Below are 15,743 nucleotides of genomic sequence, written 5' to 3'. Positions count from 1 at the left end.
GTGCCCTCAGGCCCGGTCTCTGGATCGGTCGAGGTCTTGAAGGGGGTCCGGGACCGCGTTGCCCTTCTCGATCGAGCGGGGCAGGGAGTCGGCGTCCGCTTCGGCCTTGGCCTCCGCCGCCGCGGCCTCCGCCTGACGGACGGCCTCCGCCCCCGCCGGGCGGTCGCGCGAGGGCTGGTCGCGGGTCGCCGCCGACTGCGGCAGCGCCTCGGTGAAAGCCTTCGACACGCCCTGGAGCGCCGACGTGACCTCGGACGGGATGACCCAGAACGTGTTCCCCGGGCCGTTCGCGAGCTCCGGGAGCATCTGGAGGTACTGGTAGGCCAGCAGCTTCGGGTCGGGGTCGTTGCGGTGGACGGCCTGGAAGACCTCGTCGATCGCCTGGGACTGGCCTTCGGCCTTGAGGATCTGGCTGGTGCGTTCGCCCTCTGCCCGCAGGATCGCGCTCTGCTTCTCGCCCTCCGCCGTGAGGATCTGCGACTGCCGGAGACCCTCGGCGGTGAGGATGGCCGCGCGCTTGTCGCGCTCGGCGCGCATCTGCTTCTCCATCGCCTCCTTGATGGTCTTGGGCGGGTCGATGGCCTTGATCTCCACCCGGTTGACCCGGATGCCCCACTTGCCGGTCGCCTCGTCGAGCACCCCGCGCAGCTGGCTGTTGATGGTGTCTCTGCTGGTCAGCGTCTTCTCCAGGTCCATGCCGCCGACGACGTTACGCAGCGTCGTCACGGTCAGCTGCTCGACGCCCTGGATGAAGTTGGCGATCTCGTAGGCCGCCGCCCGGGGGTCGGTGACCTGGAAGTACAGGACGGTGTCGATGTCGACGACCAGGTTGTCCTCGGTGATGACCGGCTGGGGCTTGAAGCTGACGACCTGTTCACGCAGGTCGATCAGCGGCCGGACCCGGTCGATGTACGGGATCACGAAGTTGAGGCCCGGATCCAGGGTGCGGCTGTAGCGGCCGAGGCGCTCCACGTTGGCGGCGCGCGCCTGAGGGACGATCCTGACCGTCCTGAACACCGTGACGACCGCGAACATCGCGACCAATATCAGGATGACGAGAAGGGCGACTTCCATTGGTCACTCCCGAGGATAAACAAGGGCGGTGGCGCCCTCGATCTCGAACACGTCGACGGTGGCGCCCACGGGGATGACGAGGGTGTCGTCATAGGCGCGGGCCGACCACTCCTCACCGCCGATCTTGACCCGGCCGCCTCGGCCGGTGACCTCGTGGGTCACGTAGGCGGGTTTGCCGACCAGGGCCGAGACGCCGAACTTCTGGGCGGGCGGCTGCTTCAGGTGGCGCATGGCCAGGGGACGGAGGCCGAGCAGGCCGCCGCCGGAGGCGAGGACGAAGACCAGGAGTTGCAGGCCGGCCGGCAGCCCGACCGCGGCGACGCCCGCGGTGAGCAGGGCCGCGACGGAGATGATGCCCATGGCGGCGGTCAGCGTGAAGAGTTCCGCGACGCCCAGCGCCGCCGCCAGGATCAGCCACACGATCCACGAATCCATTTGCACCGCCCTATCCATAGGGGGTTCCTTCTATCAACCTACATGTCAGGAAGAGAGAGTGCTGCCCGCCTTCCAGTCGTTCCATGCCAGTTGCCAGAAACCCCATCCGTTGGCCGGTTCGAGGGGCCTGTCGGTGCCGACGATCACTACGGGGTCTCCCCGGAGCGAGTTGTCGAAGAACCACTTGGCCTGGTCCGGGCGGGCGTTGACGCAGCCGTGGCTGACGTTCAGGCGGCCCTGGGCCCACAGGTTGTCCTTGGCGTGGACGTACTCGCCGCTGTTGGAGATGCGGACGGCGTGGTCGATCATCAGGTCGTAGTACTCGGGGTCGCCCGGTTTGCGGCGCGGCGCGACCATGCGGACCTTCTCCTTCTTCTCCATCGTCAGGTGGACGCCGCTGGTGGTGGTGTATTCCCTGGTCGTGGCCATGCCGGCGCTGATCGGCATGTCCTGGACCGGCACCCCGTCCCGGTGGACGGTCATCCGGAACGTGCGCGTGTCGATGAGGCTGGTCATGCTGCGGCCGATGACGAAGGTGGCGGTGGGATCCGTGGTGCCGTACACGTTGGGGGCGAAGCGCAGGCCGGTCAGGTGGGCGGTGAAGCGGACCCGGGTGCCGGGCTGCCAGTAGTAGCGGGGACGCCAGACGACCTGGGTGTCGGAGAACCAGTGCCAGCCGCCTTCGACCGGGCGGTCGGGCACGACCTCCAAGGCGCGCTCGACGGCGGCCCGGTCGGGCACCGGGACCGGGAAGGTGACCACGATCGGCATGCCGACGCCCACGGTCTCGCCGGGGAGGGGGTCGACCTTCGGCGGGGTCGGCGCGGTGCCCATCAGGGTGCGGAAGCGGCCGGAGACGCGGCGGTCGGAGGTGACGGCGGAGACGAGGTGGTCGGTGCCGGGGCGCAGCGTCCACGACGAGCGCCACTCGGTCTTCTCCCGGTTGAACCTGCCCGGGACGTTCTGGCCGGCGGCGGTCACCACGACCGACTTCAGGACGCCGCCGACGGCTCTGATCGTCAGGCCCCGGTCGGGGACCGCCCGCGTCTCGCCCAGGGAGGGGGAGATCGCGACGCCGACGGGGGTCAGGGCGGTCACCGGTGAGCAACCGACGAGGGTGATCAGGGCCGTGAACAGGAAGAAGAGGCGCGGCACCACGCCAACGCTACCGAACGGTAGCGGGCAGGATACGGCCGGTTACCTCCCCGAGGGAGAGCCCTGACGGGGTCGTGGCGGTGATCGTGACCGTGTCGCCGTCTTCGAGGAACGACTGGCCGCTCTTCAGCGGCCGGGCGCCGTTCCACGTCATCTCGATCAGCGAGCCGGGGGCGTCGGCGCCGGAGACGGTGCCGCTGGCGTAGAGGTCGCCGGTGCGCAGGGAGGCGCCGTTGACGGTCATGTGGGCGAGCATCTGATCGGGGGTCCAGTACATGTCCCGGTAGTTCGGGTGGCTGATCGCCTCGCCGTTCAGCGTGACCGTCATGCCGAGGTCGAGGCCCCATTCGGCGTTGCGGCGCAGGTAGTCGAGGGGCGCGGGGTCCTGGGTGCGGCCGGTGACGCGGGCGTGTTCGAGGGCGTCGAGCGGGGTGACCCAGGCGGAGATCGAGGTGGCGAACGACTTGCCGAGGAAGGGGCCGAGGGGGACGTACTCCCAGGCCTGGATGTCGCGGGCGCTCCAGTCGTTGACCAGGACGACGCCGAAGACGTGCTCCTCGAACGCGCCGGGCTGCTCGCACAGGCCGCTGCCCGCGCCCACGACGAACCCCACTTCGGCCTCGATGTCGAGCTTCATCGACGGGCCGAACGAGGGGCGCTGGCCGCAGGGGCGGCGGATCTCCGTGCCGGAGACGACGACCGTGCCGGCCCGGCCGTGGTAGCCGACCGGCAGGTGCCGCCAGTTGGGCTTCAGCGGCTCCTCGCTGGGGCGGAAGATGCGGCCCAGGTTGGAGGCGTGTTCGAGGGAGGCGTAGAAGTCGACGTAGTCGGCCACGTCGACGGGCAGGTGGAGGCGTACCCGATCGAGGGGGATCAGGTGCTCGGCGCCGCGGTCGTCGGCGAGCAGATCCTGGACGCGGCCCCTGGTCGCCCGCCAGGCGGCGCGGCCCCGGGCCATGAACGGGTTGAGGTTCGGCGCCAGGAACACGTCGTCGTGCAGGAGGGGCGCCAGGTCGAGCACCTGGTCTTCCAGCCGCACCCCGACGCGGGGACTTCCGCCGTCGACCGAGAACACGCCATAGGGGAGGTTGTCGAGCCCGAAACTCACGCGTCTTCTCCGATCAGACCGAGTTCTCGCAGGTCGGCGATGGGCTGGGCGGTGCTGCACGAGCCGTAGGAGACCAGGCTCTCCCGGGTTCTCAGAGCCTCTTCCTCTGGCACGGCCACCGCCAGACGCGCCAGCCGATCCGCTTCGGAGGAGGCCAGGATCGGCAGCGGGTCGCCGTCGTGCAGGGCGGCGTGGGTGGCCAGCAGCAGGTTGAGGAACCCGTGCCGCCAGACGCCGAGCGTGGTGTCGTAGTGGCGGACGGCGTGGTGGAGCCCGGCGGTCGCCTTGAACGGGATGGCGTTGCGGGCGCAGAAGGTGATGAACCGGGCCACCTCCTCGGGTGAGGGGAACGCCTCCCGGGTGAGCCCGCCACACCTGATCTTGAACCCGGCGCGGCCCGTGTGCCCCGGATGGGTGACGGCGTCCATTCCGTCGAGCTCGTCTGCGGTGACCTCGACGAACAGCCGCGCGTCGGTGTGCGGCACGGGCTTGCCGAGCCGCACCTCGATCAGGTCGGCGTCGCCCAGGTCGGCGTGGGGGTCGTCGACGATCACGCCGATCCTCTCGGGCCGGGGCGAGGTGATCTCGTGCAGGCGGCTGGCCAGGCAGAGGAACCGGTGGGTGAGGACCCTGCTGCCGGCCGCGCGGTCGGCCTCGTGGCGGGCCAGCGCGTCGGCCATCGGCAGGGAGGTGGGCGGGAACAGCCCCGCGTCGTCGACCAGGGCGGCGAACAGCGGGTTCATCGCGCCCAGGTCCAGGCGTAGTCGCCGTCTTCGCAGGCCAGCGCCCCCGGCCCGAGGTCGAGCGGCCGGAACGTGTCGATCATGACGGCCAGCTCGGACGTGTGGGTCGCCCCCGACGCGATGACCGCCTCGACCGCCCCCGGCTGCGGCCCGTGGGTGAACCCGGCCGGGTGGAGCGACACCGACCCGACGTCGATGCCGGAACCGGCCCGCGCCGAGTAGTCGCCGCCGACGTAGAACATGAACTCGTCGGAGTCGACGTTGTGGTGGTTGTACGGGATCGGCACCGCGTCCGGGTGGAAGTCGAGCGGCCGGGGGCAGAACGAGCAGATCACGAAGCCCGGCCCCTCGAACGTCTGGTGGACGGGCGGCGGCGCGTGGGTCCGCTTCACCACCGGCTCGAAGTCGCTGATGTTGAACACGTAGGGGTAGAGGCACCCGTCCCAGCCGACCACGTCGAACGGGTGGTTGCGGTAGGTCAGCCGGGTCAGCCCGCCCCGCGTCCGGACCAGGACCGGGACGTCCTCGCCCTCGACGACGAGAGGCTCGGCAGGGGCGCGGAGGTCGCGCTCGGAGTAGGGGGCGTGCTCCAGGAACTGGCCGAACTGGGAGAGGTAGCGCTTGGGCGGCCGGATGTGCCCGGAGGCCTCGATCGTGAGGGCCTCCACGGGCCCCGACGGCACCCAGCGGTGGATGGTCCCCGTGGGGATCACCACGTAGTCGCCCTCGCCGACCTCCAGCGCGCCGTACATCGACTCGAACCGGGCCCGGCCCGACTTGATGTAGACGCACTCGTCGCCCATCGAGTCGCGGTAGAGCTCGCTCGGACGGTCGGTCGCGGCGTAGCCGATCCGCACGTCGCCGTTGCCCGCGAGCAGCCGCCGGCCCGAGACGAGGTCGCCGTCGGGGGCGAGGTCCTGTGTCCGGAAGTGCCGGGGTGACAGCGGCAGGTTGGGCTCCAGGGCGTGGTGATTCGCGGCGACGCTCTCGGCCTTGGTGATGGCGGTGGGCGCGTGGCGGTGGTAGAGCAGGGAGGCGTCGGAGGAGAACCCCTCCTCGCCCATCAGTTCCTCGGCGTAGAGGCCGCCGTCCGGACGGCGGAACTGGACATGGCGTTTACGGGGAACCTCTCCCACGGTGCGATAGTGCGGCATCGTCGCCTCCCTGTACGCATACCGGACGTTACCGTCCACTATACGTCAAGCGCCTCCCCGAGCTCCTTGGCCGCCTCCGACACGAGCGGGCCCGCGACCGAGACGTCGAGATCGCCGAACGAGATGATCCCGACCGACGCCTCCAGCCACCCGAGCCCCGTGATCGGCGCGGCCACGCCCCGGGCTCCCTCCTGGAGCTGCCCCTCGGTGGCCTGAATACGCGGCCTGCCCTCGCGCAGCGACAGGATCGCCAGCCCGGCGGCGCCCTTCGACAGCGGATGACGGGATCCTGCCCGGTAGGCGACGTGAAGATTCGTCCACGACGGCTCGACCACCGCGACGGCCAGCCCCTCGGACCCCTCGGCGACGGTCAGGTGGGCGGTCGCGCCCGACCCCTCGGCCAGCCGCCGCAGCGCCGGGACCGCCGCCGCCATCAGCAGCGGCTGCACCGCCTGGGCCAGCCTCACCACGCCGAACCCGAGCAGCACCCGTCCGGCCGCGTCGCGGCGCGCGAACCCCTCGTTCTGCAGCGAGGCCACCAGCCGGTAGACGACCGGCCTGCTGACGCCCAGCGCCGCCGCCAGCTCCGTCGGCGTGAGCCCGCCCGGCGTCTCCGCGAGGAGACGAAGCAGCCTTAATCCCCGCTCAAGGGTCTGTGCCGACTCAACAGCCATGTGACCGATTATGGGACGGTGCAGAACGTGATTGTGGTGGGCGCCGGCATCTGGGGCGCGTCGCTGGCCCTCCGCCTCGCCGAGTCGGGCCGCCGGGTGACCCTCGTCGAACGCCTGGCCGGAGCCGACCCGCGCCGCGCCAGCGCCGGGGAGACCCGCCTGGTCCGGTCGGCCCACGGGACCTCGGAGTTCTACGCCCGGATGGCCTGGCAGGCGACCCGCGACTGGCTGGCCCTCAACGAGCGCGTCGGCGAGGAGATCTTCCTCCCGCAGGGCGTGATGTGGTTCGGCCGGGAGCCCGACGGCTGGGAGGTCCGCAGCGCCGAGGTCCTCAAAGACCTCGACATCCCCTGTACGCTGCTCGACCCCGCCGAAGCCGCCATGTTCTACCCCGAGATGCGCCACGACGACCTGGCCACGGTCCTCTATGAGCCCGAGGCCGGCGTGGTCCGGGCCCGGCGGGCGACCGAGGTGACCACAGGTCTGGCCCGGGACGCCGGGGTCACCCTGATCACCGGGACCGCCGTCCCCGACGGCCGCAACGTGCTGGTCGACGGCGAGATCCTCACCGGCGACCAGGTCGTCTGGGCCTGCGGGGCGTGGCTGCCCGGCCTCTTCGAGGGCCTGCCCATCGAGGTCACCCGCCAGGACACCACCCACTTCGCGGCCGGCTGGACCGGCGTGCCCGCGTTCTGCGACTACAGCTCCTCCGCCTACGGCCACGGCGACATCGGCGGCCACGGCATGAAGATCACCAGCGACGTCGAGGGGGAACCCGGGTTCGACCCCGAGTCCCCGCGCGACGGGATCCTCGCCTCCAGCGAACGCCGGGCCCGCGACTACCTGGCCCGGCGCTTCCCCTCGCTGGCCGGGACGCCGCTGGGCCTCACCCAGGTCTGCCAGTACGCCGTCACCCCCGACGCCGAATGGGTCATCACCGAGATCGAGGAGGGCGTCTGGGTGCTGGGCGGCGACAGCGGCCACGGCTTCAAGCACGCCCCGGCCCTGGCGACCTACCTGACCTCGGTCCTGGCCGGGGAGACGGCCGTCGATCCGCGGTTCGGGCTCCACTCGAGGGACAGCGTGCGCGGCCTGCGGACCAGCGGGGAGACGTGATCTACTGCCCCGCATGGGTGAATTCGGGACAGCCGAGGAGATCGAGGTCGAAGGCGGCACGCTCGCCGGAAAGGCCTCGGCGCTCGGCAAGATCGTGATGGCCCTCGCGGCAGCCGCCGTCCTGACGACCTCGGCGGCCCCGGTCTCAGGGATGTCCGGAGGGGTCCCGGGAGGGCTGGAGGGCGCGACTCCCGTGGAGGCCCCCTCGGTCGACCTGACCTGCGAAGGCGGCTGTCCCATCGGGGACGCGGGCGAGTTCGGCGACGAGACGTCGCCGTTCCCCCAGGGCTACCGCGAGGAAGACCAGGAGTGCACCGGCCAGGGCTGCGCAGTCGACCCCGAGGCCGCGATCGAGATCGACCCGTTCACAGGAGAGGTTCTCGACCGCCGATAGCCGGCCGTGACGGGGCGCGGCCGGGAGCGGGTGGTCAGCGCCGGTTACGGAGAGGACCGGAGACGGCGGTCGGGGCCGGGGTGGGCGGAGCCGTGACGGAGAAGAAAGAAGATCGGGCCGGGGTGCCGCCGTGACGGGAAGATGGCCGTGACGGAAAGGGGAGCGCACCCCGGCCGTGGATCGTCTAGCGGGACGACTCCAGCCAGTTGCCGAACTCGGTCAGGTTGATCCGGCCGTCGCCGTCGCCGTCGACCTTGGCGATCACCGCGGCGGCGCCCGCCTCACCGAGCGGCTGGCCGAGCAGATCCGCCAGGCGGGTCAGCTCTTCGGCCGAGATGAGGCCGTCCCCGTCGGCGTCGACGAGGGCGAAGGTGGGAGCGTATTCGCTCATGAATTCCTCCTCAGATACGCGATCAGCACCCTAGCGGGATATCTCTGCCCAAGACCGGCGTAGCCTCGCATTCATGACGCGGATCCTCGTTGTCGACGATGAGCCTCAGCTGCTGCGCGCGCTGCGGATCAACCTGGCGGCCCGCGAATACGACGTCGCCGTGGCTCCCGACGGCGCCGCCGCGCTGCGCCTGGCCGCCGACTGGCACCCGGACCTGGTCGTGCTCGACCTGGGCCTGCCCGACCTCGACGGGGTGGAGGTCATCCACGGGCTGCGCGGCTGGACCAAGGTGCCGATCATCGTGCTCTCCGGCCGGGCGGGCAGCACCGACAAGGTCGGCGCGCTCGACGCCGGCGCCGACGACTACGTCACCAAGCCCTTCGGCATCGACGAACTCCTGGCCCGCATCCGCGCGGTCACCCGCCGCACCGCCTCCTCCGGCGGCGAACCGGTGACGGTGAAGATCGGCGATCACGTGGTCGACCTGTCCGACAAGACCATCAGCGGCGGTGTGCGGCTCACGCCCACCGAGTGGCACCTGCTGGAGATCCTGGTCCGAAACCCGGGCAAACTCATCTCGCAGCGCCAGCTCCTGACCGAGGTCTGGGGCCCCGCCTATCTCAAGGAGACCCACTACCTGCGGCAGTACTTCGCCCAGCTCCGCAGGAAGCTGGAGAGCGACCCGGCCCACCCGATCCACCTGGTGACCGAACCGGGGATGGGCTACCGCTTCCAGCCCTAGAGCCCGAGCGCGCGGTGATGGGCCGCCACGCCGTCGAGGAGGCGCTGGAGGCCGAACTCGAAGATCGTGTCGAGGTCGAAGTCGAACTCCTCTTGCACGACATGGCCCACGCCCGGATGATCGCTCGCCCAGCGGCCCAGGTCGCCGCCCCGGACGCGCATCCAGTCGTCGGCCGACATCCCCGTGTCCTCCTCGGCGCGCGCCTCCGCCAGGCGGACCAGGGCCATGCCGCGGACCTGGCCGAACAGGTTGATATGGGTGCACAGCATGTCGTGGGCGGAGAACCCCATCGCGTGCAGCGTGGCGAACGACCACTCGGCGATCGGCAGCACGTTGGGCAGGAGCTGGGGGCGGCTCAGCGAGAAGATCTCGGCGGCCCAGGGATGGCGGGAGAAGACCGCCCAGAACAGCCGGGCCGCCACCTCCAGGCGGCGACGCCAGTCCGCCAGACGGATGTCGGGGAGCCGCGCTCCGGTGAAGACGTGGTCGGCCATGCGGAGGGTGAGGTCATTGCGGTTGGGGACATGGCGGTAGAGCGCCATCGTGGACGCCCCCAGCGAGACGGCCACCCTCCGCATCGTCACCAGCGCCAGTCCCTCGGCGTCGGCGATCTCGACCGCGGCCTCGACGATCTCGGCGGCCGACAGCCTCGACCGTGACGGGCGTGGAGCGGCGCCGCGCCGCCGCACGACGGTGCCGCGGCCGGGGACGGTCTCGACCAGGCCCTGGTCGCGGAGGGTGCCGATCACTTTGGTCGCGGTGGCCATAGCGACGCCCCGATCCCGGACGATCTGCCGGGTCGACGGGGCGGGCCGGCCTTCCGGCAGCCGTCCGGAGCGGATGTCCGCGGCGATCTCGTCGGCGATGCGCAGGTAGAGCGGCCGGTCGGTCATCGGACTCCAGGTGTACTAGTGCGGTCGACGTACTGTACTAGCTGTATGACCGTATCGGGATGGTTGTGCGTACGTTGTATGCATGACTGAACTGGTGACGTCGGCGGATGGCACGCCGATCGAATATCTGACCGTGGGACACGGGCCCCACGTCATCGTCGTCCCCGGCGCGCTCGCCGTGGCGGACGACTTCGCCGCCTTCGCCGCGCTCCTGGCGGGGCGGCACACCGTGCACGTCGTGCAGCGGCGCGGCCGTGGGCGCAGCGGACCGCAGGGCGGCCGCTACGGCATCGCGCGCGAGTGTGAGGACGTCGAGGCGGTGCGGGCGAGGACGGGGGCGCGGCTGATCTTCGGGCACAGCTTCGGCGGGCTGGTGGCGCTGCGGGCGGCGTGCGGGAACCCCGCCTACGACGCGGTCGCCGTCTACGAGCCGGGGGTGTCGGCCGGAGGGTCGATCCCGGTCGGCTGGATCGAGCGCGCCCGGCGCGAGGTGGCCGAAGGGAGGAACGAGGCGGCGTTTCTGACCTTCATCCGAGGCGTCAACCCCGAGCAGACGGGACGGGTACCCCGGTGGCTCCTCACGGTGATCCTGCGGTTCGCGATGCCCCGTGCGGAGAGGGCGCGGAAGCTGGCCCTCATGCCCCAGACGATCGGCGAACACGCCGAGGTGGGGAGGCTCGACCCGCATCTGGCCGACTACCGCACCGTCGAGGCCCCGGTCCTGATCATGCATGGCCAGAGCGCGCAGACCGCCGCCCTGCCCCGGCTGGCGGAGACGATCCCCCGCGCCGAGACGGCGACCTTCCCGGGGCTCGACCACTTCGCCCCGGAGAAGAAGCCGGCCGAACTGACCGACGCGGTCATGGGGTTCTTCGCGGCACACATCCGGACAGACGCACCTGCCGAGGAGTGAGCGAGGCTGGGCGTCATCGCGAGGCCGGGAACGCCTTGGAGCCGTGGCCTGGGGTGGCCACGGCTCCAAGGTTCGCGGGGCCGCTGTCAGGCCGGCCTCGCGTGGTTCGGCCGACCGCCTAGGTCAGGTGGTGCGATCGGCCGAGTCTCGGGTCACCCAGAGGTGCAGGCGAGGGTGGGAGCGGGGTTGGCGCCGTTCCACGAGGCGAGGAAGCCGAAGGTGGTGGCGGCGCCTGCCGCCAGGTTGCCGTTGTAGACGGCGTTCCGCACCGTCACCTGGCCGCCCGACTGGGTGTGGGAGCCGTTCCAGAGCTGGGTGATCTGCTGGCCGTTCGCGAAGGTCCAGCGGACCGTCCACGCGCTGATCGCCGCGCTCCCGGCCGTGACGACCACCTCGGCCTGGAACCCGCCGCCCCACTGGGTGCCTGGCTTGTAGGCCGCGGTGCAGCCACCCGGCTGGGGTGAGGGCGACGGGCTGGGGGAGGGGCTCGGCGACGGCGACGGGCTGGGCGAAGGCGAGGGAGAGGGCGACGGTGAGGGGCTGGGCGACGGGGAGGGGGTGGGCGACGGGGAGGGGGTGGTGCCGTTGATGGCGGCGGTGAGGGCCGGGTACCAGGCGTTGGACATCTTCTGGTCGCCCGACGCGTTCGGGTGGACGCCGTCGTAGGTGTCGGTCGCGGTGCTGAAGCCGGTCCACTGGTCGACGACGACGATCGGGGACTGGGCCGTCGTGCGGGCCGCCGCCCAGGCCGGGATCGCGTTGTTGAGGGCGACGGTCCTGGCCGCGCACTCGCCGCACGTCGGCGGGTTCATCGGGATGATCTTGGCGACCAGGATCTTCATGGCGGGGTTCTTGGCCCGCATCTGGGTGACCAGGGTCGAGTAGGCGTCGAGGATCTGCTGGGTGGGGCGGTTGCTCCAGACGTCGTTGGTGCCGAAGTGCATCATCACGATGTCGGGGCTGGTCGCGTTCAGCCAGCCGACGAGCTGGTTCTGGGCCGCGACGTTGGTCACGAGGAAGCCGCCGTGGCCCTCGTTCTCGCCGTCGTAGGCGAACCCGCAGCCCTGCGGGCCGAGTGTGCCGACCATGTCGACGTCGGTGTGGCCGGTCTGCTGGAGGCGCTGCCACAGCAGGGCGCGCCAGCAGCCGGGAGAGCCGGTGATCGAGTCGCCCAGCGGCATGATCCGCACCGTGGCCGCCTCGGCGGGCCGCGTGACGAGGAACGCGGCGAGCAGCACCAGAGCCGCCACGAGGGCGCTCATCTTCGACGTCTTCACGGGCCGGATGCTAAGAACCGGTTCGCCTGCGGCCCAAGAATCCCGTCTGGCCCGACGCTCTGACCTGCGCTGACCTATGTACGTTTCATGACTGAACCAGTTCAGTCAGCGCGGCCGCATCGATCGATCCGGGGGCCCGCCGCTCCCGCGCGGCCCGGTTGGCCTCACGCTGGAGCACGGCGTTCACCGGGGTCGGGACGCCGTGCAGCCGGCCGAGCAGGACGATCTCACCGTTGAGGTAGTCGGCCTCGATCGTGCCGCTGCCCTTGGCCAGGCTCTGCCACGACGAGCCGCCCGGCCGGGGGACGCCCGCGATCTCGCCGTGCTCGACCAGGTCGCCTCGCCGGTCGCGCTCCTCCGCCGGGGTGGTCACGTCGACGCCGGCGGCGGTCAGCGCCGCGAGGCCCTCCTCGCGGGCGCGCCGGGCGAGGTCGCGACCGGCGGGACCCGGGCCGGCCAGCGCCTCGACGGCGTTGCCGAGGTTGCCGAGGAGTTTGCCGTACTTCCAGCGCATGATCGCGGGGTCGGCCCACGAGGCGAAGCCGCTGCGGTCGAGGTCGGCGGCGATCGTCTCGGCCAGTTTGTCCACACCCTGTGGATAACGTCCGAGGGGGAGCATGCCGGACTTCGGGGTGCCGTAGGCGACGATCGTGCCGGGCTCCAGGTGGAGGGCGGGCATCCAGACCAGCATCCCGTAGACGTCGGAGAACAGGCGCAGGGCCAGGCGTTCGTTCTCGACGGCGTTCTGGGCGCACACCACCGGCAGGCCGTCGGCGTGGGGCGCCCACGCCTCCAGCGCCGCGGTCGTGTCCTGCGTCTTGGTGGCGACGATCAGCACGTCGCCCTCGCGCAGCTCCAGGTCGGCAGGGCCGCCCACGGCGGGGATCGGCAGAGTTTCCGAGCCGTTCGGCGTCACGAAACGCAGTCCGGTTGAGCGGAGCGCGGCGAGATGAGACCCTCGGGCGGATACGACGACGTCGTGGCCGGACCGGAAGAGGCGGGCGCCGATGGTGCCCCCGATGCCGCCGGCTCCGATGATGATGTAGCGCATGCGCCGATTCTGCCCGGCTTCGCCGTCACGGAGAGTTCCGTCACCGTGACGGCGGAACGCTGACTACTGCGGATTTCGGGTCACCCAATATGCTGCGGATCGAAAACTGCGGACCTCAAGGAAAGGAAGGCTCATGTACAAGGAGTTCGCGATCGAGGTCGTCGTCTGGCTGATCCCGGTCGTCATCCTGCTGGGCCTCGCCTGGCTGATCACCGCGACCGCCTGATCCGGGCGTATCACCGCAGTTCCAGCGTGAAATCGCCCGCCGGGCAGCCGGAGATCCGCCAGCCGCCGGGCACTTCACGGAACCTCACGCCGGAGATCCCCGACGACGTCACCGCCGGGCGGGCCGCGCCCGGCGCCCACACGTCGAGATCGCACCGTCCGGTTCCCCCGGTTCCGGTCAGCCGCAGGTGGCGACGCTCCGGGTCCGACGACACCGAGGCGAGGCGGCCCGGCACCGCCCTCGGGTAGGCCCTGCTCACCACCTTGGTCACGGAGGGTGACGGGGCGATCTCCGCGCCGGTCGCGCAGTCGACGACCATCAGGTTCCCGGCGGTCGCCGCGCCGGCGCCGAACAGCTCGGGGTCGCCGCAGGCCCGCTTCCACACCCAGAACGCGCCGCCGATCAGGGCGTCGTCCTCCGCTTTCGCGTACGCCTCCAGCCGCCCCTCGCCCCACGCGTTGGTCCACAGCGGGGTGCCGTAGCGCTCGGCCATCCGGGCGGCGAGGGCGACCGCGCGGGCCGGGTCGATCGGCAGGTTGTCTGTCTTGACGGTCAGCACCAGGGCGGGATCGCGGGCGAAGCCGGGCCAGGGCGACCACAGGTCGGCCGGCTCGAAGAAGATCAGGTGGCGGTGGCCGCCCGCCGCCCGTTCGGCGGCCCGGATGGACGCGACGGCGCGGGCGTAGAAACGGCCGAGGGCGGCCGAGGAGGTCAGCGGCGGGGTCTCGCCGAGACTGGGGTCGTTCAAGAGCTCGAACCCGGCGACCGCGGTCGAGGTGGCGAACTCGCGGGCCAGCCGTCCCCAGGTCGCGACCAGCCGCGACTGGACGCCGTCGCGGTCGGCGTAGAAGTCGGTGAAGGCCCGGCTGACCACCGGGGCCAGCTCCCTGCGCAGGAACGCGCAGCGCCTGCTGCCGTCGAACGGGGTGGCCCAGCCGGGCGCGCCGTCCCCGCCGGTCAGCGGGGTGGTGCCGATCGGGCAGGTGGTGCCCATCGGGGCGACGACGCCCCGGCCCCAGGCGTCCTGGTGCAGGTCGATGACGGTGACCATGTCGTGGGCGGCGGCCTGGTCGACCGCGCGGCGGATGCGGGCGACGTAGCCGGCGTCGAGCGTGCCGGGGACGGGTTCGAGCAGCGACCAGGAGACGGCCAGGCGGACCACCGAGAAGCCCATCGCGGCCATCTGCCCGAAGTCGGCCTCGGTCAGGGGGCGTACGGTCTCCTTGGTGGAGTCGCCGCTCCAGTAGTCGACGAGCTGGTTCACCCCGACGCCGCGTAAGAGGATCTGGCGGCCGTGGGCGTCGCTGATCGCCGGACCGGCCAGGGCGGTGGCCTCCGGTGACAGCGCCATCGCCAGGGCCAGCGCGGGCACCACCCTCTTCCGGCCGGGCAGCAGGACGGTGGCCGTGGCCGCGAACAGGCCGATCACCGCGCCGTAGGAGACGCCCACCGCCATCCTGATGACCAGGGAGAACAGCGGCCACAGGTCGGTGGTCAGGGCGTCGGCGGGGCCGTACGCGAAAAGGGCCGTGACCGTCTGGGCGAAGCCCAGGAACAGCCCGCCGCAGACGCACGCGAGCCAGCACCCGACGAACCGCCCCGGGCCCGCCGCCAGCCGGGCCGAGGCGAGGTGGACGACGGCGAGGAAGACCACGAGCCCCATGACCCCGCCGACGACCCCGGCGTCGGGGGTCGGCGCGAAGAACCACCAGCCGCCGCCGAAGGCGTAGCCGACGGGGGAGTGCGTCCACCACGAGTGCCCGAGCACGAGCAGCCCGCCGATCGCCGCGAACGCCGCCATCAGCGTGAACTCCGGCACCGGCCGTCCCCGCGCGGGGCGGGCCCGGCGTGTCACGATCCAAGCCGGGATCGCGGCGGGCCAGCAGAGAAAGCCCAGGTAGACCCCGGTGAACCCGGTCGCCCACGCGGTGGTCAGCGGCCCCTCGCCCTGCGGAACGGTCCCAACGAAGCGCCCCGCGACGGCGGCCAGCACGACCAGGCCCCACGTCGCGAGGAAACCCCGCCGCAGCAGGTAGGAGGCGCCGAGGAAGGCGGTGACGGTCAGCCCGCCCTCGACGGGACCGGGGGCCAGCAGGCCGGTGGGGTCGGCCGCGTTCAGGGCCAGGAGCAGCGCCGTGAGCAGGGCAGATCCGGCACCGGCGGCGCGGAGGGCGGCGGGGTCCACAGCGGATCTCATGGCGGACGACACGCGGGACGTCACGCCGGACATCACAGGGACGTGACGGGGCACCCCGTGATCCAACCAGCCCCACAGGCCTCTCGACTAGAGGTGTTCCGGCGGGTCAGATTCCCATTTTGGTATCTCAAATCCGGCAATTGGGACCGATCCATGTATTTCGGTCAGGTGCCCACAAAGGTGTCACTACCCTGCAATAT

At 71.4% G+C, this 15,743-nt stretch carries 16 protein-coding genes; 4 read left to right on the top strand and 12 right to left on the bottom strand.

Annotation, left to right across the window (positions count from 1 at the left end):
• Positions 1–6: 6 nt before the first annotated feature.
• The 7 genes from AW270_RS30360 to AW270_RS30330 are packed head-to-tail and all read right to left on the bottom strand — an operon-like array spanning position 7 to position 6,343.
• The gene (locus AW270_RS30360; protein ID WP_061299553.1) at positions 7–1,074 is read right to left on the bottom strand and encodes an SPFH domain-containing protein; all 1,068 of its coding nucleotides are present in this window, start codon (positions 1,072–1,074) and stop codon (positions 7–9) included.
• A gap of 3 nt (positions 1,075–1,077) precedes the next feature.
• Positions 1,078–1,509: an NfeD family protein gene (locus AW270_RS30355; RefSeq protein ID WP_061299552.1), complete on the bottom strand. Its 432-nt coding sequence runs from the start codon at positions 1,507–1,509 to the stop codon at positions 1,078–1,080.
• A 45-nt stretch (positions 1,510–1,554) separates the two neighbouring features.
• Positions 1,555–2,664 (bottom strand): L,D-transpeptidase, encoded by a 1,110-nt coding sequence (locus AW270_RS30350; RefSeq protein ID WP_245674923.1) that lies wholly within the window; start codon positions 2,662–2,664, stop codon positions 1,555–1,557.
• A 10-nt stretch (positions 2,665–2,674) separates the two neighbouring features.
• Positions 2,675–3,772 (bottom strand): fumarylacetoacetase, encoded by a 1,098-nt coding sequence (gene fahA, locus AW270_RS30345; protein WP_061299550.1) that lies wholly within the window; start codon positions 3,770–3,772, stop codon positions 2,675–2,677.
• Positions 3,769–4,515 carry a hypothetical protein gene (locus AW270_RS30340; RefSeq protein WP_063819393.1) on the bottom strand — a complete coding sequence of 249 codons (747 nt, stop codon included), beginning with the start codon at positions 4,513–4,515 and terminating at the stop codon, positions 3,769–3,771. The genes fahA and AW270_RS30340 overlap by 4 nt, the downstream gene beginning before the upstream one ends.
• A complete protein-coding gene (locus tag AW270_RS30335; RefSeq protein WP_061299618.1) occupies positions 4,512–5,669 on the bottom strand; it encodes a homogentisate 1,2-dioxygenase in 1,158 nt (385 codons plus the stop codon). Before AW270_RS30335 ends, AW270_RS30340 begins: the two co-directional genes overlap by 4 nt.
• Before the next feature lie 38 nt (positions 5,670–5,707).
• Positions 5,708–6,343: a helix-turn-helix domain-containing protein gene (locus tag AW270_RS30330; protein WP_061299549.1), complete on the bottom strand. Its 636-nt coding sequence runs from the start codon at positions 6,341–6,343 to the stop codon at positions 5,708–5,710.
• 18 nt (positions 6,344–6,361) lie between these two features.
• On the opposite strand from AW270_RS30330, the gene AW270_RS30325 reads away from it, so the two are divergent.
• Both AW270_RS30325 and AW270_RS30320 read left to right on the top strand, forming a co-directional pair.
• Positions 6,362–7,459 carry an NAD(P)/FAD-dependent oxidoreductase gene (locus AW270_RS30325; RefSeq protein ID WP_061299548.1) on the top strand — a complete coding sequence of 366 codons (1,098 nt, stop codon included), beginning with the start codon at positions 6,362–6,364 and terminating at the stop codon, positions 7,457–7,459.
• Between the two features lie 13 nt (positions 7,460–7,472).
• Positions 7,473–7,853: a hypothetical protein gene (locus AW270_RS30320; RefSeq protein WP_061299547.1), complete on the top strand. Its 381-nt coding sequence runs from the start codon at positions 7,473–7,475 to the stop codon at positions 7,851–7,853.
• A 184-nt stretch (positions 7,854–8,037) separates the two neighbouring features.
• Here AW270_RS30320 and AW270_RS30315 read toward each other — a convergent pair whose 3' ends face one another.
• Positions 8,038–8,244 carry an EF-hand domain-containing protein gene (locus tag AW270_RS30315; protein WP_061299546.1) on the bottom strand — a complete coding sequence of 69 codons (207 nt, stop codon included), beginning with the start codon at positions 8,242–8,244 and terminating at the stop codon, positions 8,038–8,040.
• A gap of 73 nt (positions 8,245–8,317) precedes the next feature.
• Here AW270_RS30315 and AW270_RS30310 point away from each other — a divergent pair, with 73 nt between their 5' ends.
• Positions 8,318–8,986 (top strand): response regulator, encoded by a 669-nt coding sequence (locus tag AW270_RS30310; protein WP_061299545.1) that lies wholly within the window; start codon positions 8,318–8,320, stop codon positions 8,984–8,986.
• Here AW270_RS30310 and AW270_RS30305 read toward each other — a convergent pair.
• On the bottom strand, positions 8,983–9,879 hold the full coding sequence (locus AW270_RS30305) for a TetR/AcrR family transcriptional regulator C-terminal domain-containing protein (protein WP_061299544.1): 897 nt from the start codon (positions 9,877–9,879) through the stop codon (positions 8,983–8,985). The two genes, AW270_RS30310 and AW270_RS30305, sit on opposite strands and share 4 nt — an antisense overlap.
• 82 nt (positions 9,880–9,961) lie before the next feature.
• Between AW270_RS30305 and AW270_RS30300 the strand changes: the two genes are divergently transcribed.
• Positions 9,962–10,792 (top strand): alpha/beta fold hydrolase, encoded by an 831-nt coding sequence (locus AW270_RS30300; protein ID WP_061299543.1) that lies wholly within the window; start codon positions 9,962–9,964, stop codon positions 10,790–10,792.
• Positions 10,793–10,944: 152 nt separating this feature from the next.
• Here the strand turns inward: AW270_RS30300 and AW270_RS30295 are convergent, their stop codons facing one another.
• From AW270_RS30295 to AW270_RS30285, 3 genes are all read right to left on the bottom strand, one after another.
• The gene (locus AW270_RS30295) at positions 10,945–12,069 is read right to left on the bottom strand and encodes a cellulose binding domain-containing protein (RefSeq protein ID WP_245674922.1); all 1,125 of its coding nucleotides are present in this window, start codon (positions 12,067–12,069) and stop codon (positions 10,945–10,947) included.
• Between the two features lie 85 nt (positions 12,070–12,154).
• Positions 12,155–13,120, bottom strand: a complete 966-nt coding sequence (locus AW270_RS30290; protein WP_061299542.1) for a ketopantoate reductase family protein — start codon at positions 13,118–13,120, stop codon at positions 12,155–12,157.
• A 236-nt stretch (positions 13,121–13,356) separates the two neighbouring features.
• Entirely contained in the window at positions 13,357–15,543 is a 2,187-nt protein-coding gene (locus tag AW270_RS30285; protein ID WP_157522830.1) for a glycoside hydrolase family 5 protein, read from the bottom strand.
• Between the last annotated feature and the right edge of the window lie 200 nt (positions 15,544–15,743).

This window comes from Herbidospora cretacea (assembly GCF_001570605.1).
Taxonomy (GTDB): domain Bacteria; phylum Actinomycetota; class Actinomycetes; order Streptosporangiales; family Streptosporangiaceae; genus Herbidospora; species Herbidospora cretacea.
This window is presented reverse-complemented; position numbering and strand designations above follow the sequence as displayed.

What these genes read in the sequence shown, in the direction of transcription:
- AW270_RS30360 (WP_061299553.1), bottom strand. Translation starts at nt 1,074, where the DNA reads ATGGAAGTCGCCCTTCTCGTCATCCTGATATTGGTCGCGATGTTCGCG.
- AW270_RS30355 (WP_061299552.1), bottom strand. Translation starts at nt 1,509, where the DNA reads ATGGATTCGTGGATCGTGTGGCTGATCCTGGCGGCGGCGCTGGGCGTC.
- AW270_RS30340 (WP_063819393.1), bottom strand. Translation starts at nt 4,515, where the DNA reads ATGAACCCGCTGTTCGCCGCCCTGGTCGACGACGCGGGGCTGTTCCCG.
- AW270_RS30335 (WP_061299618.1), bottom strand. Translation starts at nt 5,669, where the DNA reads ATGCCGCACTATCGCACCGTGGGAGAGGTTCCCCGTAAACGCCATGTC.
- AW270_RS30330 (WP_061299549.1), bottom strand. Translation starts at nt 6,343, where the DNA reads ATGGCTGTTGAGTCGGCACAGACCCTTGAGCGGGGATTAAGGCTGCTT.
- AW270_RS30320 (WP_061299547.1), top strand. Translation starts at nt 7,473, where the DNA reads ATGGGTGAATTCGGGACAGCCGAGGAGATCGAGGTCGAAGGCGGCACG.
- AW270_RS30315 (WP_061299546.1), bottom strand. Translation starts at nt 8,244, where the DNA reads ATGAGCGAATACGCTCCCACCTTCGCCCTCGTCGACGCCGACGGGGAC.
- AW270_RS30310 (WP_061299545.1), top strand. Translation starts at nt 8,318, where the DNA reads ATGACGCGGATCCTCGTTGTCGACGATGAGCCTCAGCTGCTGCGCGCG.
- AW270_RS30305 (WP_061299544.1), bottom strand. Translation starts at nt 9,879, where the DNA reads ATGACCGACCGGCCGCTCTACCTGCGCATCGCCGACGAGATCGCCGCG.
- AW270_RS30300 (WP_061299543.1), top strand. Translation starts at nt 9,962, where the DNA reads ATGACTGAACTGGTGACGTCGGCGGATGGCACGCCGATCGAATATCTG.
- AW270_RS30290 (WP_061299542.1), bottom strand. Translation starts at nt 13,120, where the DNA reads ATGCGCTACATCATCATCGGAGCCGGCGGCATCGGGGGCACCATCGGC.
- AW270_RS30285 (WP_157522830.1), bottom strand. Translation starts at nt 15,543, where the DNA reads ATGAGATCCGCTGTGGACCCCGCCGCCCTCCGCGCCGCCGGTGCCGGA.